This is a genomic window from Chryseobacterium sp. Leaf404, from assembly GCF_001424145.1.
Taxonomy (GTDB): Bacteria; Bacteroidota; Bacteroidia; order Flavobacteriales; family Weeksellaceae; genus Chryseobacterium.
The window spans coordinates 41,679-66,898 of record NZ_LMQM01000013.1; the positions used below are offsets into that span (position 1 = coordinate 41,679).

At 36.8% G+C, this 25,220-nt stretch carries 27 protein-coding genes and 1 tRNA gene; 12 read left to right on the top strand and 16 right to left on the bottom strand.

Going from position 1 to position 25,220, the window contains the following annotated elements:
• Positions 1 to 38: 38 nt before the first annotated feature.
• The 6 genes from ASG31_RS14470 to ASG31_RS14495 form a co-directional block, all read right to left on the bottom strand.
• Positions 39 to 1,964 (bottom strand): ABC-F family ATP-binding cassette domain-containing protein, encoded by a 1,926-nt coding sequence (locus ASG31_RS14470; protein ID WP_056034173.1) that lies wholly within the window; start codon positions 1,962 to 1,964, stop codon positions 39 to 41.
• Between the two features lie 223 nt (positions 1,965 to 2,187).
• Positions 2,188 to 2,868: a response regulator transcription factor gene (locus ASG31_RS14475; RefSeq protein WP_056034176.1), complete on the bottom strand. Its 681-nt coding sequence runs from the start codon at positions 2,866 to 2,868 to the stop codon at positions 2,188 to 2,190.
• Positions 2,861 to 3,577 carry a sensor histidine kinase gene (locus ASG31_RS14480; RefSeq protein ID WP_056034180.1) on the bottom strand — a complete coding sequence of 239 codons (717 nt, stop codon included), beginning with the start codon at positions 3,575 to 3,577 and terminating at the stop codon, positions 2,861 to 2,863. The genes ASG31_RS14475 and ASG31_RS14480 overlap by 8 nt, the downstream gene beginning before the upstream one ends.
• A 35-nt stretch (positions 3,578 to 3,612) precedes the next feature.
• A complete protein-coding gene (locus ASG31_RS14485; protein ID WP_056034183.1) occupies positions 3,613 to 4,236 on the bottom strand; it encodes a hypothetical protein in 624 nt (207 codons plus the stop codon).
• Positions 4,237 to 4,248: 12 nt separating this feature from the next.
• Positions 4,249 to 4,983 (bottom strand): hypothetical protein, encoded by a 735-nt coding sequence (locus ASG31_RS14490; protein WP_056034187.1) that lies wholly within the window; start codon positions 4,981 to 4,983, stop codon positions 4,249 to 4,251.
• Positions 4,984 to 5,068: 85 nt separating this feature from the next.
• A complete protein-coding gene (locus ASG31_RS14495; protein WP_056034190.1) occupies positions 5,069 to 5,689 on the bottom strand; it encodes a DUF5715 family protein in 621 nt (206 codons plus the stop codon).
• A gap of 356 nt (positions 5,690 to 6,045) precedes the next feature.
• Here ASG31_RS14495 and aqpZ point away from each other — a divergent pair, with 356 nt between their 5' ends.
• The gene (aqpZ, locus tag ASG31_RS14500) at positions 6,046 to 6,759 is read left to right on the top strand and encodes an aquaporin Z (protein ID WP_056034193.1); all 714 of its coding nucleotides are present in this window, start codon (positions 6,046 to 6,048) and stop codon (positions 6,757 to 6,759) included.
• Between the two features lie 55 nt (positions 6,760 to 6,814).
• Here the strand turns inward: aqpZ and ASG31_RS14505 are convergent, their stop codons facing one another.
• The 5 genes from ASG31_RS14505 to ASG31_RS14525 form a co-directional block, all read right to left on the bottom strand.
• Positions 6,815 to 7,363 carry a hypothetical protein gene (locus tag ASG31_RS14505; RefSeq protein ID WP_056034197.1) on the bottom strand — a complete coding sequence of 183 codons (549 nt, stop codon included), beginning with the start codon at positions 7,361 to 7,363 and terminating at the stop codon, positions 6,815 to 6,817.
• A gap of 143 nt (positions 7,364 to 7,506) precedes the next feature.
• Positions 7,507 to 8,487: an acyltransferase gene (locus tag ASG31_RS14510; protein ID WP_056034200.1), complete on the bottom strand. Its 981-nt coding sequence runs from the start codon at positions 8,485 to 8,487 to the stop codon at positions 7,507 to 7,509.
• A gap of 206 nt (positions 8,488 to 8,693) precedes the next feature.
• The gene (locus ASG31_RS14515; RefSeq protein ID WP_056034203.1) at positions 8,694 to 9,464 is read right to left on the bottom strand and encodes a UDP-2,3-diacylglucosamine diphosphatase; all 771 of its coding nucleotides are present in this window, start codon (positions 9,462 to 9,464) and stop codon (positions 8,694 to 8,696) included.
• A gap of 27 nt (positions 9,465 to 9,491) precedes the next feature.
• Entirely contained in the window at positions 9,492 to 9,938 is a 447-nt protein-coding gene (queD, locus tag ASG31_RS14520) for a 6-carboxytetrahydropterin synthase QueD (protein ID WP_056034206.1), read from the bottom strand.
• 80 nt (positions 9,939 to 10,018) lie between these two features.
• Positions 10,019 to 10,402 carry an acyl-CoA thioesterase gene (locus tag ASG31_RS14525; protein WP_056034209.1) on the bottom strand — a complete coding sequence of 128 codons (384 nt, stop codon included), beginning with the start codon at positions 10,400 to 10,402 and terminating at the stop codon, positions 10,019 to 10,021.
• A 97-nt stretch (positions 10,403 to 10,499) separates the two neighbouring features.
• On the opposite strand from ASG31_RS14525, the gene ASG31_RS14530 reads away from it, so the two are divergent.
• The gene (locus ASG31_RS14530) at positions 10,500 to 11,153 is read left to right on the top strand and encodes a ComF family protein (RefSeq protein ID WP_056034211.1); all 654 of its coding nucleotides are present in this window, start codon (positions 10,500 to 10,502) and stop codon (positions 11,151 to 11,153) included.
• Positions 11,154 to 11,187: 34 nt separating this feature from the next.
• Here the strand turns inward: ASG31_RS14530 and upp are convergent, their stop codons facing one another.
• A complete protein-coding gene (gene upp, locus ASG31_RS14535) occupies positions 11,188 to 11,838 on the bottom strand; it encodes a uracil phosphoribosyltransferase (protein WP_056034736.1) in 651 nt (216 codons plus the stop codon).
• Between the two features lie 107 nt (positions 11,839 to 11,945).
• Positions 11,946 to 13,256 carry a ribosome biogenesis GTPase Der gene (der, locus tag ASG31_RS14540; protein ID WP_056034215.1) on the bottom strand — a complete coding sequence of 437 codons (1,311 nt, stop codon included), beginning with the start codon at positions 13,254 to 13,256 and terminating at the stop codon, positions 11,946 to 11,948.
• Positions 13,257 to 13,538: 282 nt separating this feature from the next.
• Between der and ASG31_RS14545 the strand changes: the two genes are divergently transcribed.
• Positions 13,539 to 13,609: transfer RNA gene (locus ASG31_RS14545), tRNA-Gln, on the top strand.
• A gap of 113 nt (positions 13,610 to 13,722) precedes the next feature.
• Entirely contained in the window at positions 13,723 to 14,487 is a 765-nt protein-coding gene (gene map, locus ASG31_RS14550; protein ID WP_056034218.1) for a type I methionyl aminopeptidase, read from the top strand.
• 2 nt (positions 14,488 to 14,489) lie between these two features.
• Here the strand turns inward: map and ASG31_RS14555 are convergent, their stop codons facing one another.
• Positions 14,490 to 14,978, bottom strand: a complete 489-nt coding sequence (locus ASG31_RS14555) for a hypothetical protein (RefSeq protein ID WP_056034221.1) — start codon at positions 14,976 to 14,978, stop codon at positions 14,490 to 14,492.
• A gap of 120 nt (positions 14,979 to 15,098) precedes the next feature.
• Entirely contained in the window at positions 15,099 to 17,372 is a 2,274-nt protein-coding gene (katG, locus tag ASG31_RS14560) for a catalase/peroxidase HPI (RefSeq protein ID WP_056034225.1), read from the bottom strand.
• Positions 17,373 to 17,665: 293 nt separating this feature from the next.
• On the opposite strand from katG, the gene ASG31_RS14565 reads away from it, so the two are divergent.
• The 5 genes from ASG31_RS14565 (at position 17,666) to proC (ending at position 21,537) form a co-directional block, all read left to right on the top strand.
• Positions 17,666 to 18,127 carry a heme-binding domain-containing protein gene (locus tag ASG31_RS14565; protein ID WP_056034229.1) on the top strand — a complete coding sequence of 154 codons (462 nt, stop codon included), beginning with the start codon at positions 17,666 to 17,668 and terminating at the stop codon, positions 18,125 to 18,127.
• 3 nt (positions 18,128 to 18,130) lie between these two features.
• On the top strand, positions 18,131 to 18,544 hold the full coding sequence (locus tag ASG31_RS14570) for a thiol-disulfide oxidoreductase DCC family protein (RefSeq protein WP_056034232.1): 414 nt from the start codon (positions 18,131 to 18,133) through the stop codon (positions 18,542 to 18,544).
• Positions 18,545 to 18,624: 80 nt separating this feature from the next.
• Positions 18,625 to 19,299 carry a DUF4290 domain-containing protein gene (locus ASG31_RS14575; RefSeq protein ID WP_056034236.1) on the top strand — a complete coding sequence of 225 codons (675 nt, stop codon included), beginning with the start codon at positions 18,625 to 18,627 and terminating at the stop codon, positions 19,297 to 19,299.
• Positions 19,299 to 20,606, top strand: a complete 1,308-nt coding sequence (gene murA, locus ASG31_RS14580; RefSeq protein WP_056034239.1) for a UDP-N-acetylglucosamine 1-carboxyvinyltransferase — start codon at positions 19,299 to 19,301, stop codon at positions 20,604 to 20,606. Before ASG31_RS14575 ends, murA begins: the two co-directional genes overlap by 1 nt.
• Positions 20,607 to 20,733: 127 nt before the next feature.
• A complete protein-coding gene (gene proC / locus ASG31_RS14585; RefSeq protein WP_056034242.1) occupies positions 20,734 to 21,537 on the top strand; it encodes a pyrroline-5-carboxylate reductase in 804 nt (267 codons plus the stop codon).
• Here the strand turns inward: proC and ASG31_RS14590 are convergent.
• Entirely contained in the window at positions 21,526 to 21,939 is a 414-nt protein-coding gene (locus ASG31_RS14590; RefSeq protein WP_056034244.1) for a VanZ family protein, read from the bottom strand. The two genes, proC and ASG31_RS14590, sit on opposite strands and share 12 nt — an antisense overlap.
• Positions 21,940 to 21,994: 55 nt before the next feature.
• On the opposite strand from ASG31_RS14590, the gene lnt reads away from it, so the two are divergent.
• The 3 genes from lnt (at position 21,995) to ASG31_RS14605 (ending at position 25,212) form a co-directional block, all read left to right on the top strand.
• Complete coding sequence (gene lnt / locus ASG31_RS14595; RefSeq protein ID WP_056034246.1) at positions 21,995 to 23,620, top strand: apolipoprotein N-acyltransferase; 1,626 nt, start codon at positions 21,995 to 21,997, stop codon at positions 23,618 to 23,620.
• A 68-nt stretch (positions 23,621 to 23,688) separates the two neighbouring features.
• Complete coding sequence (locus ASG31_RS14600; RefSeq protein ID WP_056034248.1) at positions 23,689 to 24,102, top strand: hypothetical protein; 414 nt, start codon at positions 23,689 to 23,691, stop codon at positions 24,100 to 24,102.
• A 6-nt stretch (positions 24,103 to 24,108) separates the two neighbouring features.
• Positions 24,109 to 25,212 carry a S8 family peptidase gene (locus ASG31_RS14605; RefSeq protein WP_056034253.1) on the top strand — a complete coding sequence of 368 codons (1,104 nt, stop codon included), beginning with the start codon at positions 24,109 to 24,111 and terminating at the stop codon, positions 25,210 to 25,212.
• Positions 25,213 to 25,220 lie beyond the last annotated feature (8 nt).

The window sequence follows — 25,220 nt, forward strand, 5'->3', positions numbered from 1 at the left end:
ATGAACCGAAGCTCATCTTTTATATTTTTTTATTGAATTTAATCCAACTGCGTTCCCAAATGCTCCCATTCCTGCAGTGCAAGATCAAGTTCTTCTTTGGTTTTGTTGTATTTTTCTAAAGTTTCTTCTGATGGATTGTCTTTTGTAAAAGAAACTTCGTAGTTTTCGATTGCTGTTTCCAGCTCAGAAATTTTCTCTTCTACTTTTTTCAGTTTATTCTGAATGCTTTTCTGTTCTTTAGTTACAATTACGTTAGACTGAACTTCAATCTTTGGCTCAGACTTAACCTTAACCTCAGCCTTAGCCTCATCACCATGAAGTTTTGCTTTCTCCGCGGAAATTTCCCTGATTGATTCTTTCTGTCTGAATTCAAGATATTCGTTAATGTCGCCTAAGAATTCTTTCATTTTACCGTCACGGAACTCATAGATTTTATCGCAAAGTCCCTGTAAGAATTCTCTGTCGTGAGAAATTACGATTAATGTACCTTCAAACTTCTGTAAAGCCAGTTTGATAATCTCCTTAGACTGAATATCCAGGTGATTGGTAGGCTCATCCATAATCAACGTGTTGAAAGGGCGTAACAACAATTTACAAAGAGCCAGACGGTTTCTTTCTCCTCCGGAAAGTACTTTTGTTTTTTTATTCACCGCTTCTCCCTGAAAAAGGAAAGATCCAAGCAAATCTCTAACTCTTGGTCTGGTTTCTTCGGTCGCAGAATCTTCAGCTTCTTCCTGAACGGTTTTGTTCGGCGTTAAAACTTCTTCCTGATTCTGAGCGAAATAGCCGATATTCACATTGTGACCTAAGTTCCAGTCTCCGGAATAATCTTTAATATCACCGGCAAGAATTTTAGCTAAAGTCGTTTTCCCCTGACCGTTTTGTCCGAGAAGGGCAATTCTGTCGCCACGCTGTACGATGAAATCCACATCATCGAAAATCTGTTTCTGTCCGTAAGCTTTCCCAAGATTTTCAGCTTCGAAAATAACTTTTCCGGGAACCTGCGACTGCACGAAACGGATATTGAATTTTGAAACGTCTTCGTTATCAATTTCAATACGCTCGATTTTATCTAATTTTTTAATCAAAGACTGGGCAAAAGAAGCTTTGGTAGCACTCGCACGGAATTTATTGATGTTATCTTCCATCTGCTTGATCTCCGCATCCTGATTTTTCTTGGCCTGAACCAGTTTTTCACGACGGTCTTCACGCATCACCAAATATTTGGAATAATTGGCTTTATAATCGTCTACTTTTCTGTTGTTGACATCAAAAGTTCTGTTACAAACTGCTGTCATAAACTGCTTATCGTGACTTACCAAAAGAATTCCTCCGGGATAATCTTTCAAAAAGTTTTCGAGCCAGATGATGGATTCCATATCGAGGTGATTGGTGGGCTCATCAAGAAGCATCAAATCGTTCTTTTGAAGAAGCAATTTTGCCAGTTCGATTCTCATTCTCCATCCTCCGGAAAATTCGTCTGTAATTTTTTGAAAATCATCTGCTTTAAAACCAAGACCAAATAATACTTTTTCGATATCACCTTCAAGATTGTAGGCGTCGTGGTGCATCAAAAGGTCATTCAGATCAGTCATTCGGTTGATCAGATCTGTGTAACCATCGCTTTCGTAATCAGTTCTTACCGTTAATTGATGATTGATTTCTTCTAATTCTTCCTTCCAGGCATTGATTTGCTCAAAAGCCTGCATAGTTTCAGCCCAAACTGTTCTTCCTTTCACAAAATCAAGATCCTGCTTCAGAAATCCGATGGTAATATTTCCTTCAGGAACAACATTTCCTTCGTAAAACGTAATTTCTCCGGAAAGCATTTTCAGAAGTGTGGATTTTCCGGCTCCGTTCTTACCGACCAAACCTATTTTATCATCTTTTTTGATGGTAAAATTGACGTTTTGAAATAAATAATTTCCTGAATGATGTAAGCCTAAACCCTGAACCGAAAGCATTTGAAATGAGTATTATAAAGTGAATATGAAAGATGAATCTTTTTCGGGTGCAAAAGTACGGAAAAATTTAAGATTTAAAATAAAAGAAGTCTGCACGGAGAAATTGAAGGATGTTTTTGAAAGATTCAGTAAAAATCAAAAGCATTTCATTTTTTAAACAAGAAAAAAATCCACCAGAAAATGATGTTTTTTTTCAACAAAAAGTTCCGCATTTTCTACGGAATTACAATCTGATATCTACGGTAAAAATATCATGAATAATAGCATAAATCACAATTCCGATTGAGTTTTTCACACCCAGTTTTTCTATAATCCGTTGACGGTGACTTTCAACGGTTCTCGGACTGATAAACAGTTTCTCAGCAATTTCTTTATTGGTAAATTCCTGACAAATCAGCTGTACAACGTCTTTCTCACGATCTGAAAGTTCGTCTTCGATGGCGAAGAGTGATTTCTGCTTTACCACATTGTTTTTAAATGTTGCAAGCATTTTCAAATCTTCTTCAGAAAGGTAAACTCCTTTGGTATGAACATTTTTGATGGCTTCCAGAAATGTTTTCCTGTCTGAATTTTTGGGAAGAAAAGCAGAAACACCGAGCTTGATCATGTGCCCGAAAACTGAAGTTTTATAATGTGATGAAAGAATAATAATCTTTAAGTCAGGATATTTATTTTTGAGGATTTCCACCAGTTGAAAACCGTCCATCGGCAACATCTGAATATCAGACAAAACAATATCCGGAAAATCTTCAGGTGAAGATTCTTCGAGCATTTTTAGAAAACTTTCGCCGTCGTTTGCTGTAAAGTTCACTTTGATCTGCTTATCACTTGAAAGGAGCATTTGTACCCCTTCCAAGATCAGCTGCTCGTCATCTACCATTACAATTTTGATGATGTCATTCATTTTTCACAGGTGTTTTAATAATCAGTCTGATTCCTTTTCCAAGTACGCTTTTCCATTTGAAAACGGCGTTGAGTGACTGTAATCTTGATTCGATATTTTTAATTCCCATTCCTTTTTTCACCAAATCATAATCAAAACCTTTTCCGTTATCTGAAATGATGACAAAAAGAATTTTTTCTGAATCTCTCAATAAAATTTTCACGTTTTCAGCTTCCGAATGTTTGATCACATTCGTTGTAAACTCCTGTATAATCCGGTAGATCTGAACTTCTGTAAAAATATTTTTAGGCTGATAAGGTTTCAGTTCAAAAAGTGAAATTTCTATTTTTTTGGAAAGGTTGGCAATTAATTCTTCTACATAAAGAATAAACCCAAGTTTTTCCAGATTTACAGGATACAAATTGTGCGAAATCTTTCTTGCCGAATCTACCAGTTCTTTAATCTGACCATTAATCACTTCAGAAGCTTTTTCATCTTCAATTTCAATATTCTGCAACCAAAGAGAAAGAATGTTTAAGCGGTTGCCAAGATCGTCGTGAACAGCAACTGCAATTCTTTTCCGTTCTTCTTCCTGAGCTTTTACATTTTCGAGAGCCAGGTCTTTCTGATGCTGAATATCTGCAAGATTCTGAGCGTCTTTTTCTTTAATGATGCGGTCTACAAAGGTTTTATAGGCTACCAAAATAAAGATGAGAATAACTGCGATCATCACAATTATTAAAAAGAAGAGCTTTATATTTAATGTTATTTCTTTAATTTTAAAAATGTATAAGTAATTAAACCATATAAAACCGCCGCAAAAAAAGTATTGAAAATACCGATCAAAGCATAATCTTCCTTAGACAGATTCTGAAGCTGCTGCTGTATTACAAAATTGAATACAGAAACAGAATAATAAAAAAATACCCCCAAATCTGCAAAGAAAAATCTTTCCGCTTTCTTCCCATTTCTGATCTGCATAATCAAAAATATTCCCGCCAGACAGATGATGATGATATTTGAAATCACTTTTGCGATATCATGATTAAACTCGATTTTGAAACCAAAAACGGCAATCAAAAAAGCGAAAGATAAAAAAGCTGATGCAGCAACAAAAATTTTATTCAGTTTTAATTTACTGTAAAATAAACTGGTGAGCAGAAAAAAATCTCCGGCAATATAAATTGGGTACATGAATAAGGTATCGGTAAAGCCTAGACCCGAACTCAGCCACCATACGGTCATTTCTATGCAGAAAAGGAAAAAAATATAAAAAACATAGAACTTTTCGCTTTTTATGAAATAGCTGTATTTTACAAATCCTAAAACTGAATTAATAAAAAGTAAAAAATAGTTGAGATATAAAAGAACTTCGTAAAGGGAATACATTTTATCTTCAGTTTATCCTAAATCGAATATTTGACCGTTGGGAGGACAGGGTTTTGCAAAATCAACTGTGTTTGACTCTACTGCCGTACTGTGATTGCTGAGATTTTCTGGCGCCGAAATAAAAATCAATGCTGGCAGAGCTTTCTGGTAAATTTCTGAAAATTTCAAACCAAATACGGAAAAAAACATGACCCCTTCCTCCACCTGAAATATTTTTTCTTTGGGAACATAAAATTTTGTAAAAATCTCCGCTCCCTGGTTTTTCTGCTCTGAATAAAACCAGTCAAAAGCATTGTTCTGCCAAGATTCTATCGCGTCCAAAGCCTTTTCTTGCTGCAGCACCGGCTTATTAAAAAGTGGCAGAAACACATCTGAATCACTGTCTTTTTTTTTCATATCAGCAGACAGCACAGATTTTTTAATTACGGTATACGTTAACTTCTCAGTAAGGCAAAGATCGTTGCTTAAGGTCTGAAAGGGAGAAAATTGATACTCATTCAGACTGACAGGATAACCTCTGTCGTTAAGCGGGACGGGTACCATAATTAATTCATCATTTACTGTAACGCCAATCTGCACACAGAAATCATCATTATTGTTATGATTTTTAATGCTGTCAATCTGTGTTTTGTAAAGATTAAAAACGGAATTCTGCTGGAAGAGTTTTTTGATGATCACCATGTCACTGCGACATGCGGACCATCTTTGGGCAGCATCCGAGAATTGCTGCGGTGAGAGTATTCCCATGATAAAAGTTTTTGTTTTGGTATTATTCAGTAAAAATACCTAATCTCATCAAGGTATACAACCAGCAGATGTAAAAAAGAAGAATTTAATAATTTTTTACTGTCACATGGAAACAGCTTTGCTGCCTTTCTTTGATATAATAAATCTGGCCGGCATTGTAATAGTATTTCAAAACTTTTTCCAGGGCTTCCTCAAGTTTCGCATTACTCCTCTGAACACCATTAAACCGCACGTATGAAATATCAAAAGAATTGCCGTAATTGTGCGAGCTGATTCCTAAACTGGCATTGGTATTTACTTTTCTCAATTTGCACTGATCTTCCAGTGTTCTTGTAACAGAAGTTACCGTAAAATAGGAACCACCCGTATTTTTGCTGAATCTGGAAGCTATTTTTTCCAAACTTTTATATGCCTTCGATACCAGCCAGGCTCTGCTGTAATCTAATTTTTGAACCCTGAAACCTTTTCCCGTTTTTTTTACTTTATGAAATTTCCCATTGCTCACATACTTCTGAACTGTAGAAGCATTTTTTAAAATTTTAATATTAAAACCTTTCGAAGCATCTAAATGTGGTTTGTAGAGTGTGGTAGGCTCTACTTTCAGAATTTCGTTAAGGTCATAACAGGGTACATTGTCTTTTTTCTTTGCCTGGCTGAAATACATTACAGTAAAGCTCAAAAAAAATATAAAAAGCAATTTCGCCATTTCTTTGGGTTTTATCTCGGTGTACCGCAAAAATAATGTTTTTCTTTATCATTGCCGTAAAACAGGTTTTTTCAGAAAACTCAGAAGCAGAATCTCATTTTTTTAATTTAAGAACTAAAAATTTAATCAAAATAAGATTTGATACTACCATTAAAAAAATCTTAAAATCATTATAAAACTAAAAAATATGAATTTACCTTAAAGATAATTAATTATCTATATCAAATATACCCTATCAATCTGATTATTTGTATTAAATAAGCAATAAATACCCATTAAACAATAACATTATCAATCATTTAACGAATAATTAATTTTTGTACATTCGCTGCCATAACTTAAAAATACAACACTCGATGATTTCAAACACTTCAAAATTTGTTGCCGAAATGTTCGGCACCATGGTTCTTGTTCTAATGGGTTGCGGAAGCGCAGTAATAGCCGGTGCAGACGGCACCACAGGCGTGGGACTTTTAGGAATTTCTTTTGCATTCGGTCTCAGCGTCGTGGCGATGGCCTACGCAATTGGCCACATCTCCGGATGTCACATTAATCCCGCAATTTCTGTTGCGATGGTGGCAGCAGGTAGAATGAAAATGAACGAAGCGGCAATTTACATTGTTGCGCAAATTGTCGGAGCCATTCTAGGAGCCGGAATTCTTTACCTTATTTTCACCAATCATCCCGGAGCAGAGATGAAAGAATGGGCTTTAGGGTCTAACGGTTGGGGAGAAGGATATCTTGACGCTTACAATATGACTGCGGCTTTTGTAGCTGAATTTATTTTCACCTTCATCTTTTTGATGGTGATTTTAGGATCAACTTCCACAAAAAACATCAACGGCGGCTTTGCCGGATTGGCAATAGGATTGGCTTTGGTTTTAATTCACATTGTTGGAATAAAAATTACCGGAGTTTCAGTGAATCCTGCAAGAAGTATAGGGCCTGCAATTTTCGCTCAGGGGGCGGCACTTTCTCAGTTATGGCTGTTCGTTGCAGCTCCGGTTTTAGGAGGTATTGCCGCAGCGTTTACTTATAATTTACTTATTGAAAGACCTGAAAGAGCTTAAGATTCTTCAGTTTTAAAAAATCAAATCCTGCTACAAATTTTTAAAGCAGGATTTTTTATTTTATTTTTTTGATGTCGAAAGGATTTTTAAAAATTAATTCTTCATGTTTTCCTTTGATCTCCATTTTTCTGTACAACAGATTTAAAGCCATCTTTCTGATGAACAGATCTTTATCTGCCAGTTTCCAGTAATTATCGTCGTGTACTTTTTTTGGTTGGCGAATGAGATAAAATTCAGTTTCCCAGGAATCTACATTGTGATAAAATTCGATAATTCCGCAATGCTCAGGAATCGTTGAATGCTCGATCATTCCCATTGGCAGTAAAAAACTGAATTCATTGCAAATGTAATCGCCACAGCAGATTTTATCATGTTTCAGAAATTTTTCGCCTGTCGAACTGTTGACGTAAGATTTTTTAAAATCATTCTTAAAATCACTTTTAGAAAGTTTTATTTCGATTTCGTGACTGAAACCTTCAGCATTTATAATCAAAATATCAGCTTCCCAATCTGCCTGAAAATGGTTGGTCAGCACAATTTCTTTCTCAAAATCGCATTGAGAATGAATGTAGGCATGAACGAGTTCTTCTATCTTTAATTTCATGGGAATTTCAATTATTAAACAGACTTTTCGAACACAAAGTTCACTAAGTTTTTTTGACAAATAGCTATTCTAATGATGATAAAATTTATGGTACTGAAATATTTTGAATCTTGAATCTTAAATTTTAAATCTTGAATCTTGAATCAAGAAACAAGCAGACTGCATCCGCGAATATCAGAATGATCGATTCTTCCCAAAACCTGAAATTTATCTTCAACAATTTTACCTAAATCCTGAGTGGCTATAAATGCACAGGAATGAACATTTGCTAAGTCAACAATATTAATCGCTCCGGTTCTGCCCTCCCTTTCATAATTCAGAGGATCTTCCACATTCCGAACCAAAACCCGCATCCAGTTTGGACATTGATAGATATTTTCTCCTAAAGAATATGCCTGCGAAAGCAGTTCTGTCATAGAATATTCTGAATAAATTTTATCAGTTTTAAAACCTTCCTGCAGAATTTTCAGGAGTTCATCTTTGGTCATTTCTTCTTTTCTGCCCTTCATACCGCCGGTTTCTATAAGAATTAAAGTGGAAGAATGGTTTAGTTGTTTAGTGTTAGAATTACAGTAATCCAAAAAGTCTAAAAGGGCGAATGAGACGCCGAAAAGAATAACTTTTCTATCATTTAAATTGTTTAATAACTGAAACAAATCTTCGTGGTTGTACAGAAAATATCCGTTTTCAGGCTTGTTTGATTTCTTCATTAAAAAATCAACCATGTAAATCAGCGACGAATTTTGTTTCTCTAAATAACTTGGCAACAGACCTAAAAAAATAAAATCTTCAGGCTTTCCGATGAACTGTCCGAAGCTTTTGTAAATGCTTTCCTGATATAGATTTTCGTCAGCGATAAAATGTTTAGACAAATTCATCTGCGTTGTTCCCGAACTTTGAAAAAAGAGATCTGTGGAAACATTTTTATCTAAAATCTGATGATTTTTAAACATTTCAATCGGCAAAAAGGGGATTTTCGCAACCTCATCTACATTTTCTGGATTGATTTTCAGATAGTCTACAAACTTTCTGTAAATCTCAATATTTTCATACTGAAATCTGAAAGTTTCGAGACAGGCTGTCAAAAAATCTTCTTCGGTCTTTATGTCAAAAATATTTTTCAATGTATTTTCAAATCAGTTTTTAAAGCTTAATGATTCACCACAAATCATTTTTGATTTTAAGCTGTATAATTCACAATTTATTTATCTAAAAAGTCTTTTTTTGGTCAGGAATTTGCAAAGCAAAGTCCGGAATATGGATTAGGAATATGGGTTTAACAACTCATTATCCGGAAATTACCTCTTTACGGGGTAATTTTTTTTTGTTCTTATTTTTCGAAAGATTTCAATTCAAAATCATGCTCAAAAACTCCGTATGTGAAGTAGGAAATCCAGTCGCCAAGATTTACATATTTTGAATTTTCATTCAAATTTAAAACCATGGGTAAATGTCTGTGACCGTAAATAAAATAGTCGATTTTTTCGCTTTCAAGCTTCTTTTTGGAATAGATGATTAAAAACTCTTTGTCTTCACCCAAAAACTCTTTGTCTTCATCACCCGAAATCATTTTGTTTTTCTGAGACATGTACAAAGCAATTTTCATCGCGATATCCGGATGGAGCCATTTGAAAAACCATTGAGCGAGAGGATTGGTAAAAACTTTTTTCATTCTTTTATATCCCTTATCACCCGGCCCCAGACCGTCCCCGTGAGCGAGCAGAAACTGCTTTCCGCCCATTTCAAAATACTGTTTTTTGTAGAAAACGGTACAGCCTATTTCCTCTTCCAGATAATCTTTCATCCACAGATCGTGGTTTCCCACAAAAAAGTAAACCTGAACACCGTGGTCTTTTAATTCTGCAATTTTACCCAAAACCCGAACGTAACCTTTTGGGATTACGTGATTCCATTCATGCCAAAAATCGAAGAGATCACCCATCAGAAACAAAACCTGCGCATCTTCCTTAATTTCATTCATCCAGCGGATAAATTTCTGCTCGCGACCTTTACTTTCCTTAGGATTCGGCGCCCCGAAATGCTGATCTGACGCAAAATAAACCTTTTTTCCCGGTTCTAAACTGATGGTTGTTTTAAGCACTTTTCAGAATTTTAATTCAGCAAAATATTATTGATTGTCTTCTGCAAACCATTCTCCATAAGAATTTTCGGTCTCATGAAGTTTAAGGTAAGCCAGAGAAATTCCCTCAGGAAGTTTGGTTTTTATTTTTGCGGCAATGGCGTATAACATATTTTCACAGGTGGGCTGAAAGTTGCAGTAAATGACTTTCTGACCTTTATTTTCAAGCTCCTCCCCCATTTCCCTGTGCGGCGAAACACCATTTATCAGCACAGAATGATCCCAGACATCCACAATTTCTTCCTTTACGATTGTTTTAATATCGCCAAAATCTACCACCATTCCATTTTTTGGATTTTCTAAATCATTGATTGGCTTCCCTTTCACAGTAACGAAAAGTTTGTAAGAATGCCCGTGCATATTTTTACATTTCCCGTCGTAATTGTACAGCACATGAGCTGTTTCGAAGGTGAAAATTTTTGTAATCCTTATCATGCTACAAAGATAAGTAAATTCAAGAGGTAAATGAATGACCTCGCTGCGGATTTAGTTTCAGTAAATATTTAAACTGACAACTAAAGATGACTGAGCCAATTTTCATCCAGTTTTTTAATTTTCTGAGTTTCATGATCTATAAAAACCCATAGCGTTAAAGATTCAGCCACCAGCACATCATTGCAGTAGAATTCCACTTTCCTGGGCTGACGGATTCCTTCAGGTGGTTTTGGATAAGTTTTAATGGTAAGATAATTTCCAAGATAAACCTGTTTTCTGTACTGAATGTGATGATCAAGCAGCATCCAGATATCGTGGGGAAAACCTAATTTTTCTTTCACCGTATCCCAGTGTTCGCTGGCGATTTCCTCAACCCACTTTACGTACTGAACGTTGTTGACGTGATTATTGGCATCAATATATTCTTCGCTTACTTTTATTTGCTTCTCAAAAATCAAACTCATATTCAAAGATATAAAGTTTATTTTTTTAATTAAAAATCATAAATCATTTTTTCATCTTTCGGAGAAATTTGTTATTTTAGTTTTATAAAACACACAAATGATACTGAACGTACTCTTCCCGAACCGCTGCATTCACTGCAACCGTATAATTGATAATAACGAGCTTGTTTGCGAGCTTTGTTTTGAGCATATCCACTTCACCCATTACCATTATTTTTCTGCCAATAATCTTAAAGAACGGTGCAAACTGTTGTTTCCGGTAGAAAATGCTTTCGCCCTGATGCAGTTTGAGGAGGACAATTTAAGCCGGAAAATCATCCACGAACTGAAATATAAAAGCAGGGAAAATGCCGGAAAAGTTTTGGCAGAATGGACATCCGAACGGCTGGATTTCAAAAATCAAAAACCTGATGTATTGATTACAGTTCCTTTACATCCGAAAAAACTGAAAGAGAGAGGATACAATCAGCTTCATTTATACACCGAGACGTTGTCTGAATTTTATGGAATTCCATTCAGTCATGATTTGATTAAAAGAAATCATTATTCAAAGGCCCAAGCTTTGAAAGACAAGCAGCACCGTCTGGAAACTGTAAATACTTTTTCGATTACAGGAGAAATTTCAAATCAACATATTTTGCTGATTGATGATGTTTTTACCACCGGAAACACTTTAGCAACCGTTGCATGGGAAATTTTGAAAGCAGGAAACAATAAAGTGAGCGTTTTGGTAATGGCGATGGATGAATAAATATGCGTAATAAGTAATCGGTAATGAGTAATTTCTATCGCTGCAGTTTTTCTCCGTAGCTTAAATCTCCTGCGTCGCCTAAGCCTGGTGTGATGTACCCTTTTGAAGTCAGATTTTCATCAATAGCTCCCACCCACAATTTTGCATTTGGATAGGCTTTCTCGATGGTTTCAACACCTTGTCTTGAAGCAATTGCGGTAACAATATGAAGCTGCGTGGGCGTTCCGTTTGTTAATAAATCTTTGATGGCTTCGATAAGTGATGCTCCTGTTGCAAGCATTGGATCTGCGACGATGAGTGGTCTTCCGTCAATATTCGGGCAGGTTAAATAATCCTGTTTGATTGAAAAATAATCGTTGGCATCGTGTTTTCGGTATGCGGCTACAAAACCGCAGTCTGCTTTATCAAGATAGTTCAGAACACCTTCAAATAAAGGAACTCCAGCTCTTAAGATCGTAGTGATTACAGGCTGTATGGCAATTTCTTTCACTTTAAGCTTATCTAAAGGAGTCTGAATTTCAACTTCTTTTATTTCTAAATCTTTAGAAATTTCAAAAGCAGCAATCTCCCCGATTCTCTCCATATTTCTGCGGAATCTCATTCTGTCATTTTGAGTTTCCACATTCCGAAGTTCGTTGATCCATGAATTGACTAAAGAAAACTGTTGTGAAAGGATTATTGTCATAGTTTCAATTTGAAAATTAAAAAATTTGAAAATGAGATAATGAATATCACTTGATGCAAAATAATGAATTATTTTCAATTAACTCATTTCCAAATTTTCAAATTAATTTATTTCTGTCTGAAATACACCTCAATTGGAACTCCGGTAAAACCGAATTCTTTTCTCAGCTGGTTTTCAGCAAATCTTTTGTAGGGTTCTTTTACGTACTGGGGCAGGTTGCAGAAGAATACGAATTGCGGTGACGGCGTTGGAAGCTGTACACAGTATTTGATTTTAATAAACTTCCCTTTATTTGCAGGTGGCGGTGTTCTTTCGAAAATGGGAAGCATGATTTCGTTCAGTTTAGAAGTTTTGATCTTCTTTTTACGTTCTTCATAAACAGTCATTGCCATTTCCACTGTTTTCAATATTCTCTGCTTCGTTAATGCTGAAACAAACAAAATTGGAATATCGCTGAACTGACCTATTTTCTCTTTAATGGAATTTTCAAAATCTCTAACAGTATTTGTTGTTTTATCTTCAACCAAATCCCATTTATTAACAACGATTACGATCCCTTTTCTGTTTTTCTGAGCCAGACCGAAAATATTCATATCCTGAGATTCCCACCCTAAAGTGGCATCTACCATGATAATCACCACATCAGAATATTCTATAGAACGGATAGAACGCATCACAGAATAGAACTCCAAATCTTCATTCACTTTAGATTTTCTTCTCATTCCTGCAGTATCCACCAACACAAACTCGTGCCCAAACTTATTATAAAGCGTCTGAATACTGTCTCTGGTAGTACCTGCAACATCAGTCACGATGTTTCTTTCTGCATCAAGCAAAGCATTTGTCATGGTAGATTTACCTACATTCGGACGGCCTGCGATGGTGATTTTCGGCAATCCTTCGAAAGGATCTTTGTATTCAGTAGTTGGGAAATCTCTTACGATATCATCTAAAATCTCGCCCGTTCCTGAACCTGTTGCAGAAGATAAAGTGTAATATTTGTCTATCCCCAGCTGATAAAATTCTGTAGCGGCAATTTCCTCTTTTGCAGAATCTACCTTATTAATAACAATATAAGTAGGTTTGTTTGATCTTCTCAGCATTTCGTGGATTTCGTAATCTGTATCTGTAAGACCTTCTTCCACATTCAGCATAAAAATAATTGATGTAGCTTCATCAATCGCCAGCTGCACCTGCTTAGAAATTTCTCCCTGAAATACATCATCGTTATTCACATCATAACCACCAGTATCGATGACGGTGAAATCTACACCATTCCAGTCAGATTTCCCGTAATGGCGGTCTCTGGTTACTCCGGCAGTAGAATCTACAATAGCTTCTCTCCTTTCTAAAAAACGATTAAATAACGTGGATTTTCCTACGTTGGGACGCCCAACAATAGCAACAATATTTGACATAAAAAATGTTTAATAATCCTTCGGCAACGCGATAGGACAAGATTATCAATGGGTTACTTCAACTTTTGAAGCCCAATTTTTTTGCAAAGATAGTTTATTTTATGTAAAACTTAGATTTTTAAAACTTTGTGACCAATCGCATAAAAGAAATTCACAGAGAAGCATTACCGTTGAGATGAAAATTAATTCTCTGTTTTTCAATATTTAAAGATATTTCAGGTGAAAATTTTGTTTCTAAATTTTCATTTTTAAAATAAATTATATAATTTCGCGCTCAGTTAAAGACCTATGGTGTAATGGTAACACTCCGGTTTTTGGTACCGTCATTCGGGGTTCGAGTCCCTGTGGGTCTACAGAAAACCATCCTTTTTTTAGGATGGTTTTTTTCATTAGTCTTCTTAGTCAGGCAGATTTCATCATCTTTTCTATTTAATTCTTATCTTTATAATTCCAAAATAAAATCAGAATGTCTATAACAAACGAGCAGGAACTTCAGGGAATGCAAAACATCAGCAAAACAGTTGCCTTAACTTTAAAAAAAATGGTTGACTACGCAGCGCCAGGCATGACCACAAAAGAACTGGACGAGTACGGTGGAAAAATCCTCGCTGAGTACGGCGCAAAATCAGCTCCCTATCTCACTTACGGTTTTCCTGGATGGACCTGCATTAGTGTTGACAATGAATTTTGCCACGGAATTCCTTCAGAAAACAGAATACTGAAAGAAGGCGACCTCATCAATATTGATGTTTCAGCCGAGCTCGCTGGATTTTGGGCCGATAACGGAAGTTCGTTTATTATTGGAAAAGATATTAATCAACAACAAAAACTTGTTGATGCTTCAAAAGTTATTTTAGAAAAAACCATCAGCAACATCAGCGGAGGAAAAAAGATTGCAGACATCGGCCATTTGATGGAAACTGAAGCTAAGAAAAGAGGATTTAAAGTCATTAAAAATCTTGGCGGTCATGGTGTTGGAAGAAGCCTTCACGAGGAACCGGACGAATTATTGAACTACAAAAACCGATTCGACAACAGAAGATTTAAAAAAAATTCTGTCGTAGCGATTGAAACTTTTATTTCAACCGATTCAAGTATTGCTGTTGAATTAAAAGATGGATGGACAATGGTGGGAAACCGTGGTGGCTACATGGCTCAGCACGAACACACCATTTTAATTACCGATGGAAAACCTGTGATTTTAACGGAAATGAATGGGATTTGGAACTAAATCTACATCCCCTTTATCAAAGCATAAATTCCAACACCTATTCCCACATACGCTAAAACGGTAATAATATCTGCGATGGGCTGTGAAAAACGTTTTTCAGCAATATTCTCACTGTCAATCTGATTTTTATGGAATTTCAGAATATCATTTGGTCTGCTCACAGGATGCGCAACCAAGCTGTCTTTTTCCCATTTATCAACAACGATTTTATATGTTTTGCCGTCTGCCTTTATTCTGTAATTTTTTGTGGGGGCTAATTTTTCCTTAATATCAACTGGAGCGGCTATTGCAGCAACTGCGGCTGCTGTTTTCTGTGCCTGCATTTCCGCTTCTTCAGGTGAAATTTGATAAGCAGCTGCCTTAGAATTGTCTGCACTTTTTTTCGCAGGCTGATTTTGGTCTGCGAGTACTTCAGCAGGCTTCTTGACCTGATAAGTGTAGCAACTTACAAGAAAAAACAACAAAACGGTGAGAAAAATATTCTTTTGCATTAGCCAAATTTAAGAATTAAACGGATTATTTTGAGTTTTGTTTTGAAAGTTTTTGATTTTCTGAAAAGCAAAGCCACCAAAATAGAATTTCAGTGGCTTTGATATACAGTTTAAAAGTTTTTATTTTAAGTCAAACCTGTCCAGTTCCATTACTTTTTCCCAGGCTTTCACGAAATCTTTAATAAATTTCTCCTTTGAATCTGAAGCTGCGTAAATTTCAGCCACAGCCCTGAGCTCAGCATTAGAACCGAAAACAAGATCAGCACGGGTTGCCGTCCATCTTTTTTCGCCAGATTTTCTGTCTGTTCCTTCATACAGCTCTCTGTCCTGCGAAGCTGCTTTCCATTGTGTATTCATATCCAAAAGATTAACAAAGAAGTCATTATTTAACGTTTCTGAATTTTGAGTGAAAACTCCATTTTTTGACCCGTCAAAATTGGTATTTAAAACCCGCATTCCTCCCATAAGGACAGTCATTTCAGGTGCAGTAAGGGTTAAAAGCTGTGCTTTATCTATTAAAAGAGATTCTGTAGAAACATTACGGTTTCCTTTTCTGTAATTTCTGAAACCATCTGCTAAAGGCTCGAGGTATCCTGCAGACTCTACATCCGTCTGCTCCTGTGAAGCATCTGTACGCCCTGCATTGAATTTAACAGAAACCTCAAAACCGCCTTTTGAAGCCGCTTTCTCAACTGCTGTATTTCCTGCGAGAACAATCAAATCTGCCAGAGAAACTTTTTTATTTCCAGATTGAGATTCATTGAATTTTTTCTGAATATTTTCTAAAATATCCAAAACTTTTTGAAGTTGTGAAGGATTATTAACTGCCCAGTATTTCTGCGGAGCCAGACGGATTCTCGCACCATTCGCACCTCCCCTTTTATCGCTTCCCCTGAAGGTTGACGCAGAGGCCCACGCTGTAGAAACAAGCTCAGAAATGCTTAAACCTGAATTTAAAACATCAGATTTCAGGTTTTGAATATCATTTTCATCAATTAATTCATGATCAACTTCCGGAAGAGGATCCTGCCAGATCAACTCTTCTGCCGGAACTTCCGAACCCAAATATCTTGCCTTCGGACCCATATCTCTGTGAGTGAGTTTAAACCATGCTCTTGCAAAAGCATCTGCAAACTCATCAGGATTTTCATAGAAACGTCTTGAAATTTTCTCGTAGACCGGATCTAATCTAAGAGATAAATCCGTGGTCAGCATCGTTGGTCTGTGTTTTTTATTAGGATCAAATGCGTCAGGGATGATGTGGTCCCCATTTTTCGCCACCCATTGATGTGCTCCGGCTGGGCTTTTGGTTAACTCCCATTCGTTTTCAAATAAATTTTTGAAGAAGTGATTGCTCCATTGTGTTGGCGTTTCCGTCCATGTTACTTCCAATCCGCTGGTGATGGTGTCTTTTCCTTTTCCTGTACTGAAAGAATTTTCCCATCCGAAACCCTGTGAAGACAAATCTGAAGCTTCAGGTTCTTTTCCCACATGATCAGAAGAAGCGGCACCATGTGTTTTCCCGAAAGTATGACCACCTGCAATCAAAGCCACAGTTTCTTCATCATTCATCGCCATTCTACCGAAAGTGTCACGAATATCTTTTGCTGCTGCAATAGGATCCGGGTTTCCGTCCGGACCTTCCGGATTCACATAGATCAAACCCATGTGAGCTGCTGCCAAAGGCTTTTCCAGATCTCTGCTGTGGGTTCCTCCTCCTGCATTTTCGTCTGATGATACGGTACCATGAGCCGCTACACCGGTTTTTCCGTCAGAATAACGCTCTTCATTCCCCAGCCAGGTGTGCTCAGAACCCCAGTAAACGTCCTGATCTGCTTCCCAGACATCTTCTCTTCCCCCAGCAAAACCAAAGGTTTTGAAACCCATAGATTCCAAAGCCACGTTTCCGGTAAGAATCATCAGATCTGCCCAAGAAATTTTATTTCCATATTTCTGTTTAATCGGCCACAGAAGCCTTCTTGCTTTGTCTAAACTCACATTATCCGGCCAGCTGTTGAGCGGCGCAAATCTCTGCTGACCTCTCGCTCCGCCACCACGGCCGTCAAAAACTCTGTACGTTCCTGCACTATGCCACGCCATTCTCACGAAAAGCGGCCCGTAATGACCAAAATCGGCCGGCCACCAATCCTGAGAATCGGTCATTAAAGCGTGAAGATCTTTTTTGAGACCTTTATAATCCAGAGCATTAAAAGCTTCGGCATAACTAAAATTTTCGTCCATAGGATCAGACAGTTTTGAGTGCTGTCTTAAAATATCCACTCTTAATTGCTTAGGCCACCAGTCTCGGTTATCTGTTCCTCCCCCTGCGACAGGTTCATTGAGTTTACTGTTTAGATAAGGACACTGGCTGATGTCTCCGTTTTGATTTTCCATATTTTTTGTTTTAACGTTTATATTATGTAAATTTAGAAAGTTTAAGTGATACATTTAATCTATTGATAATATTTTTATGATTTACAAAAACTATAATAGTGAGATTATATTACTTTCCTTAAAATTATCAAATTAAATTAATATGGTATCTGCTAAAATGAAAAATAAAATTAAAAATTCTTCTTTTCAGATTAATTTATACTCATTCTAAGTGAAGAAATGATTAATTTAAACCTTTCAATTAAAACGGTAAGAACATTGCAGTATTATTTAACTTAAAAACCAAGAAAATTATGTTTAAAAAAATACTCGTCGTGCTTTTGGTAGGCTTTATTATTATTCAGTTTTTTCCTATTGACAAAACAAATCCACCGGTTGATTCAGGGATGGATTTTATAAAAATAAAAGATACCTCGCCTGACATAGCATCATTAATCAGAACTGCATGCTACGACTGCCACTCTAACGAAACAAAATACCCCTGGTATTCCAGCATTGCACCATCCTCATGGTTTGTAAAAAATCATATTGACGAGGGCAGAAAAGAGCTGAATTTTTCCACATTCGCCACCTACGAGCCCTCAAGACAAATTCATAAAATGGAGGAGGCTGCAGAAATGGTTGAAAAGAAAAAGATGCCTTTAGATTCTTATTTTATCGGGCATCAGGAAGCCAAACTTTCGGATGAAGACAGAAAAAAAATGGCAGATTATTTTAGATTCCAGATTAAAGAAACAAAAATTAAAAACTACTAAACTGTGGAAAATTGGGAAGACAAACATATTATCTTTTTTGACGGCGATTGCGGTGTCTGCAACTTTTGGGTACAATGGATACTGCAGCGTGACAGAAAAAATGAGTTTATGTTTGCTTCACTCCAGTCAGATTTTGGGCAGAAATTTTTAGGAGAAAGACAATTAGACCGAAAACAGTTTAATACGCTGTATCTCTGGAAGGCAGGTTCTTATTACTTAATTAAATCTAAAGCGATTTTAAAAGTCTTACACTTGCTTGGAGGATTATACAAAGCTGCGGGTTTTGCAGCACAGATTTTCCCTACCGGTTTCAGCGATCAGCTCTATAATGTGATTTCCCGAAACAGAATGAAGATCAGCAATCAAAAATGTTTTTTGCCTACTCCTGAAGAACGTAAGAAATTTATTGAGGTCTGAAGGGTCAGAATTTATTAAATATTTTTAAACTTTAAAGATTTTCTGAACATTTTTTTTATTAATCCATATATTTGCAAACTATGGAATACAATACCCAAAAAACTCAGCTTCATTTGCCGGAATATGGCAGAATCATACAACAGCTGGTTGAGCGTTGCAAAGAGCTTCCTACTAGAGAAGAAAGAAGCGAGATGGCGATGGCAATCATTGATTTTATGGGGCAGAGAAATCCGCATTTAAGAGACGAAGAAAATTATAAACATAAACTTTGGGATCATCTTTTTATCCTGGCAGAATATGACCTTGATGTAGATTCTCCCTACCCTTTTCCTACCAAAGAAGAGCTTGCAGAGAAGCCCAAAAGAATGGAATACCCGAAACTTCAGGGAGATTTTAAATTCTACGGAAAGAGCATTCTTCAGCTGATTGAAAAAGCGATTGAACTGGAGCCCGGCGACGAAAAAGAAGCTCTGATCGAGGTGATTGCGAACAATATGAAGAAGTCTTACAATGTTTATAATAAAGAACACGTTACAGATGATGTAATTTTCCGTCACCTGAAAGAACTGTCTGCCAACAGACTTGACTTAACTAATATTGAAGCACTGGACAAAAGCAAAATCTATTACGCTACGGCCAACAGAAACAATACCAATAAGAATAACAGCAATAACAACAGAAATCAGGGGAATTCTAACAATAACATCAATAAAAGAAGATTTACTAACAATAATAACAACAAGAACAGAAGGTAATGAGCGGGACGTTTCAAATACGTGGAGGAAAAAGACTACAGGGGGAAATTACCCCACAGGGTGCAAAAAATGAAGCGCTCCAAATTTTATGTGCAGTTTTATTAACAGATGAAGAAGTAAGAATTAATAATATTCCCGACATTCATGACGTCAACAGACTGATCGAGATCCTAGGTGATTTTGGAGTAAAAGTAACCAAAAACGCTCATGGAGATTTCACTTTCAAAGCAGATAAAGTTAATTTTGATTATATAAAATCCAACGAATTTAAAAAAGACGGCGCCAAACTGAGAGGCTCTATCATGCTGATGGGACCAATGCTTGCCCGTTACGGAGAAGCGTATATGCCCACTCCGGGCGGCGATAAAATCGGAAGAAGAAGATTAGATACCCACTTTCAGGGGCTGGTGGAACTGGGTGCAGAATTTCATTATGATGAAGAAGAATATTTCTATTCACTGAAAGCTAAAGAACTGAACGGAAAATTTATCCTTCTGGAGGAAGCTTCTGTTACAGGAACTGCCAACATTGTGATGGCGGCAACTTTAGCCAAAGGGAAAACAAGAATTTATAACGCAGCCTGCGAGCCTTATCTTCAGCAACTCTGTAAAATGCTGAACAGAATGGGGGCCAATATTTCAGGAATCGGTTCCAATCTACTGACGATTGAAGGCGTGACACATCTTCACGGAACCGAGCACACGATGCTTCCGGATATGGTAGAAATCGGCTCTTGGATTGGCCTTGCAGCCATGACAAAATCTGAAATCACCATCAAAAACGTCAACTGGAATCAGCTGGGCGTGATCCCAAATACGTTCAGAAAACTGGGAATTCAATTGGAGCAGAGCGGTGACGATATTTACATTCCTTCTCAGGAAAATTATAAAATTCAGAAATTTATCGACGGATCTATTCTTACCGTTTCAGATGCGCCGTGGCCAGGCTTTACGCCGGATTTACTTTCTATTATTTTAGTGGTGGCCACTCAGGCAAAAGGAAGTCTTCTGGTTCATCAGAAGATGTTTGAATCAAGATTATTTTTCGTGGATAAACTGATCGATATGGGAGCTCAGATCATCTTATGTGATCCACACAGAGCAACAGTTATCGGTTTAAATCAGGAATCTCCGCTTCGTGGAACCACGATGGTTTCTCCCGACATCAGAGCCGGAAACGCACTTTTGATCGCAGCATTATCTGCGGAAGGAAAATCGATCATTCACAACATCGAGCAAATCGACAGAGGCTATGAAAACATCGACGGCAGACTGAAGGCCATTGGTGCTGACATTGAAAGAATTTAATGAAATGGGAAGATGGAGGTCGGAAGTTTAAAAACCTAATTCCACACTAACCATTACTCATTACTTATAAAAAAACGCTCGGACAATCTGAGCGTTTTGATTTTTAACTTTAAAAACACAAAAAAATATGAAAATCGCCATTATCGGAGCCGGAAATATGGGCTTGTCTTTTTCTAAATCATTCCTAAAATATGAACTGATTAAACATCAGGATCTGCACCTGATTACCAGAAACGAAAACAAAATAAAAAAGATTGCTGAAGAATTTCCAAAATCTCAAATCTCAATCTTTGAAAATGTGGAAAATCTGGATGCAGATTTAATTATCATTGCCGTAAAACCTCAGGATTTTTCACACGTTGCAGGAAATTTTAAATTCAAATTAAAAGAAACCCAAATGGTGCTGTCGATTATGGCAGGAATTAAAATTGAGAAAATTCAAAATCTGCTTAATCATAAAATGGTAGTAAGAGCAATGCCCAACTCTCCCACTCTTTTGGGAATGGGAATTACAGGTTACACCGCTGCAGACGGGATTTCTTTCAGCCAATTGATTAATATTGAAAGGTTACTCAATTCCACCGGAAGATCTGTTTATCTGGAAAACGAGGAGCTTTTGGATGGCGTCACAGCCCTTTCAGGAAGCGGTCCGGCGTATTTTTACTACATCGTTGATGCCATGATCAAAGCTGGAACAGAAATGGGAATTGATGAAAATCTGTCTAAACTTTTCGTGAAACAGACGATGCTAGGCGCTTATCATCTGATTAATAATTCAGATAAAAATCTTGAAGAGCTCATCAGAGACGTCGCCTCAAAAGGTGGAACAACTGAAGCAGCTTTAAAAACATTCGATGAAAAAGATTTAAAAGGAAGTCTGAAACAAGGAATTCTCAATGCGGAAAAACGGGCTAAAGAACTAAACGGATAGTTTATTTTCTATCACTTTATGAATCTGATATCCTATAAAAACCCCAAAACTGTTTAAAAGTATATCATCAATCTCGAAAATTCCGAGGCGGGTAAAATACTGCATCCCTTCGATGATAACGATGGATGAAATAAAAGTGTACATCAGACATTTAAGATCCTGCAGTTTCGGGAAAACCCAGCCTAAAAAACCGAAAGGAATAAACATCAGAACATTCCCCAAAACAATTCTCACAATATCCCACCAGCGGATTGTATTTTCAATAAATTTCACTGTGGAAAATACAGGTTCTATTCTGATGACGTTTACCTCAAACTGAAATCTCCCCATGCCCAGAAACATCAGATAAAGCAGAAATAAAGTATAAGGAAAAATAGTAATTTGATAAAACTTCTTTAACATCAACGGCAAAGATATTCATTTCAAAAACACTAAATTTGCGTATTAAAGATTTTTAATGAAACATATCCTTCTCACGCTTATTGCGGCGATGCTGCTCTCGGTTTCATGGCCTACTTACGGCGTTCCTTTTTTCATTTTTACTGCACTGGTTCCGCTTTTGGTTATGGAACATGATATTTCTAAATTTTCAAAATACAGCAGAAAAAGCTGGGTGGTTTTCGGGCTTTCCTATCTTTGTTTTGTGATATGGAATGTTGTGACCACAGGCTGGCTGTACGGCTCAAAAAACCCCGACGGAAGCCACTCGATGATGGCGGTTCTTTTTCCGGTTTTAATAAATTCCCTGTTATATTCATTCATTTTTCAGTGCTATCACTGGTACAAAAACTCTCAGGGAACTTATTGGGGATTAGCATTTTTTGTCAGCATCTGGATGTGTTTTGAGAAATTTCACCTCAATTGGGAACTCACATGGCCATGGCTGAATCTTGGAAATTCATTCTCGGAATACCCGAAGTTAATTCAGTGGTACGATACTTTGGGAGCAACAGGCGGAAGTTTCTGGATTTTAATCATTAATATTTTTATTTTCTACACCATCAGAATCTGGCAGGCAGGCAGAAAAAGAAAGAGTTTAATCATTAATTCTTCTGTAATTGTTTTGCTGATCGGTGTTCCGATGATCATTTCCATTGCGAAATACAATAATTTTAATGAAAAACCAATAGGTGAAGTAAATGTTCTGATGCTGCAGCCCGAGCTGGATCCCTACAACGAAAAGTATCAGAAGGACAGCATGACCATTCAGAACGATCTTTTAGGCCTTGCCGAAGAATTTTCCACTACTAAAATTGATTACTACATCGCACCGGAAACGGCTATTCCAGGAAGAGGCTCTATTTCTGAAACTGCTTTTGAGAAGAGCGAGCTTTTGAATAATGTGAAATCTTTTTTAACCACACACCCAAAATCTGTTTTCGCTTCAGGAATTTCTTCGCACAGATATTATTTAAATTCAGAAAATCTGCCGAAAGAAGCCTATCAGACCAACTCCGGAATGTGGGCTGAAAGTTATAATTCAGCAGTACAGATTATCCCCAATCAGAAAGTAGAGGTTTATCACAAAGGGAAACTGGTTCCCGGCGTTGAAATTTTCCCTTATATGTCTTATTTAAAGCCGATTTTGGGCGATGCGATGATTAATCTTGGAGGAACAGTTGCTTCTCTGGGTATCGACAAAGAACGTAAGGCTTTCTCCAACCCTTTCAACAAAGGAAAAATGGCTCCGATCATTTGTTATGAAAGTATCTACGGAGAATTTGTAACAGATTATGTAAAAAAAGGCGCCAACTTTTTCGCCATCATGACCAATGATTCCTGGTGGGGCGTAACTGAAGGTCATAGACAGCTTCTTTCCTACGCAAGACTTCGCTCTATTGAAACCCGGAGAGAAATTGCACGCGCCGCCAACAGTGGGATCTCTGCGCACATCAATGCATTAGGAGAAATTGAAGAAGATACTTTGTATGGAGACAAAACAGCGCTGTTTGCAAAAATTAAGCTGTATGACGGAGAAACATTTTACACCAGAACCGGGGATTTTATATCAAGAATCTGCATGTTTGCTTTTGGGTTTTTACTGTTTTATTTGATTTTTAATGGGATTAAAACCAAATTATAATAAATTAACAACATATCTATAATTTTGAATTTTTTTATTTATATTTGATTAGAACATAAAAAAATAATATGAAAACAAAATTATTAATTATAGCATTATTTTGCTATATTTTAAATTATTCACAAACTACCACTAAAAGCTTCTATGTGGTACAAAACACAGGCAGCGATATAACACCAACATTAATCTCTACTAATAATGATGGAAGCGTAAATTTATCATTTACAAGTAGCGATTTACAAACATTTTTTGCTAATAAAAAAATTTACAAATTTGAAAAAGCATTTAATGGCACACAGTCAGAATTACTTATACGAACTTTCATTCTGACAATAGAAAACGAAATTATAGACTTAAACCAATTTTCAAACTTTACCGAAATTGATTTTGTTGAAATTATTCCAGAAGCTATACCATTGTCATACCCTAACGACATTGATATACCAAATATTGGAAATGACCGAGCATTAGAATTAGTATGAGCTCCTATGGCATGGAATATAACAACTGGAAATCCTAATATTTACATCGGAATTCCAGACACAGGATTTAATCCAAATCATCAAGATTTATTTGGTAAAATTGTTCAACATTTCGGCACGTCTTCACCAAATGGCGCACATGGAACATTAGTATCAGGATTTGCTGGAGCAACAACCAATAATAATATAGGAGTCGCATCAATTGGCTACAATACAAAGTTAATAACCGGGGAAGGTTTTACAACAATGGCTCACCAAATTGCACAAATACCTGGTGTTAGAGTTATTAATACCTCATGGTTAAGCGGATGTACTCCAGGAATCGTAGAGCAGGAAGTATATAGAGAGATATGGGAAGACTTTGGTGTAATAACCGTCTCAGCAGCAGGAAATGGTGGCACTTGTGGCGGTCCTAATAATTATGTATATCCTGCAGCATATAGCAATCACACCATAGCAGTTTCTTCAGTTGGCACCTCTTTTCCTATTGGTACAATTTATACAGATGCTAATGGGAATCAATATCAAATTGAATGGAATGATGTTCATCAAAATGGCATTGATTTAGCAAACCCAGAAAGTAATACTCACCAGCACAATGATAAAGTTGATATAGTTGCCCCCGGATATGCAATACCTGGTGCAATTGTTGGAAACAACCAATATGATAAATGTTGGGGAACCTCTTGTGCCTCTCCTCAGGTTGCCGCTGCTGCCGCGTTGATACTATCAATAGACCCCTCTTTAACACCCAATCAAGTAAAAAGCATTTTAAAAACTACCGCTGATGATATTTATTGGATTCCATACAATCAGCCGTATCTTGGAAAATTGGGGACTGGCCGCTTAAACCTATATCGAGCAGTACGGGAAACGAAGTGTGTCAGCGAAGCTAATCATGTCGTAAATTTTATGATAAAGGATTCTAAAGAAGACACAGGCGCAGAACCAAATAACATCACGCAATATATGTGGACAAGCACAGATATTTTTGTTAGAAATCAGAACGATGGAAAACTTATCCCTGTCCACCAAAATCCAACATATGATGGAATAAATCCTAACTATATTTATGTTAGAGTAACTAATACTGGTTGTCAAACAAGTTAAGGAAATGA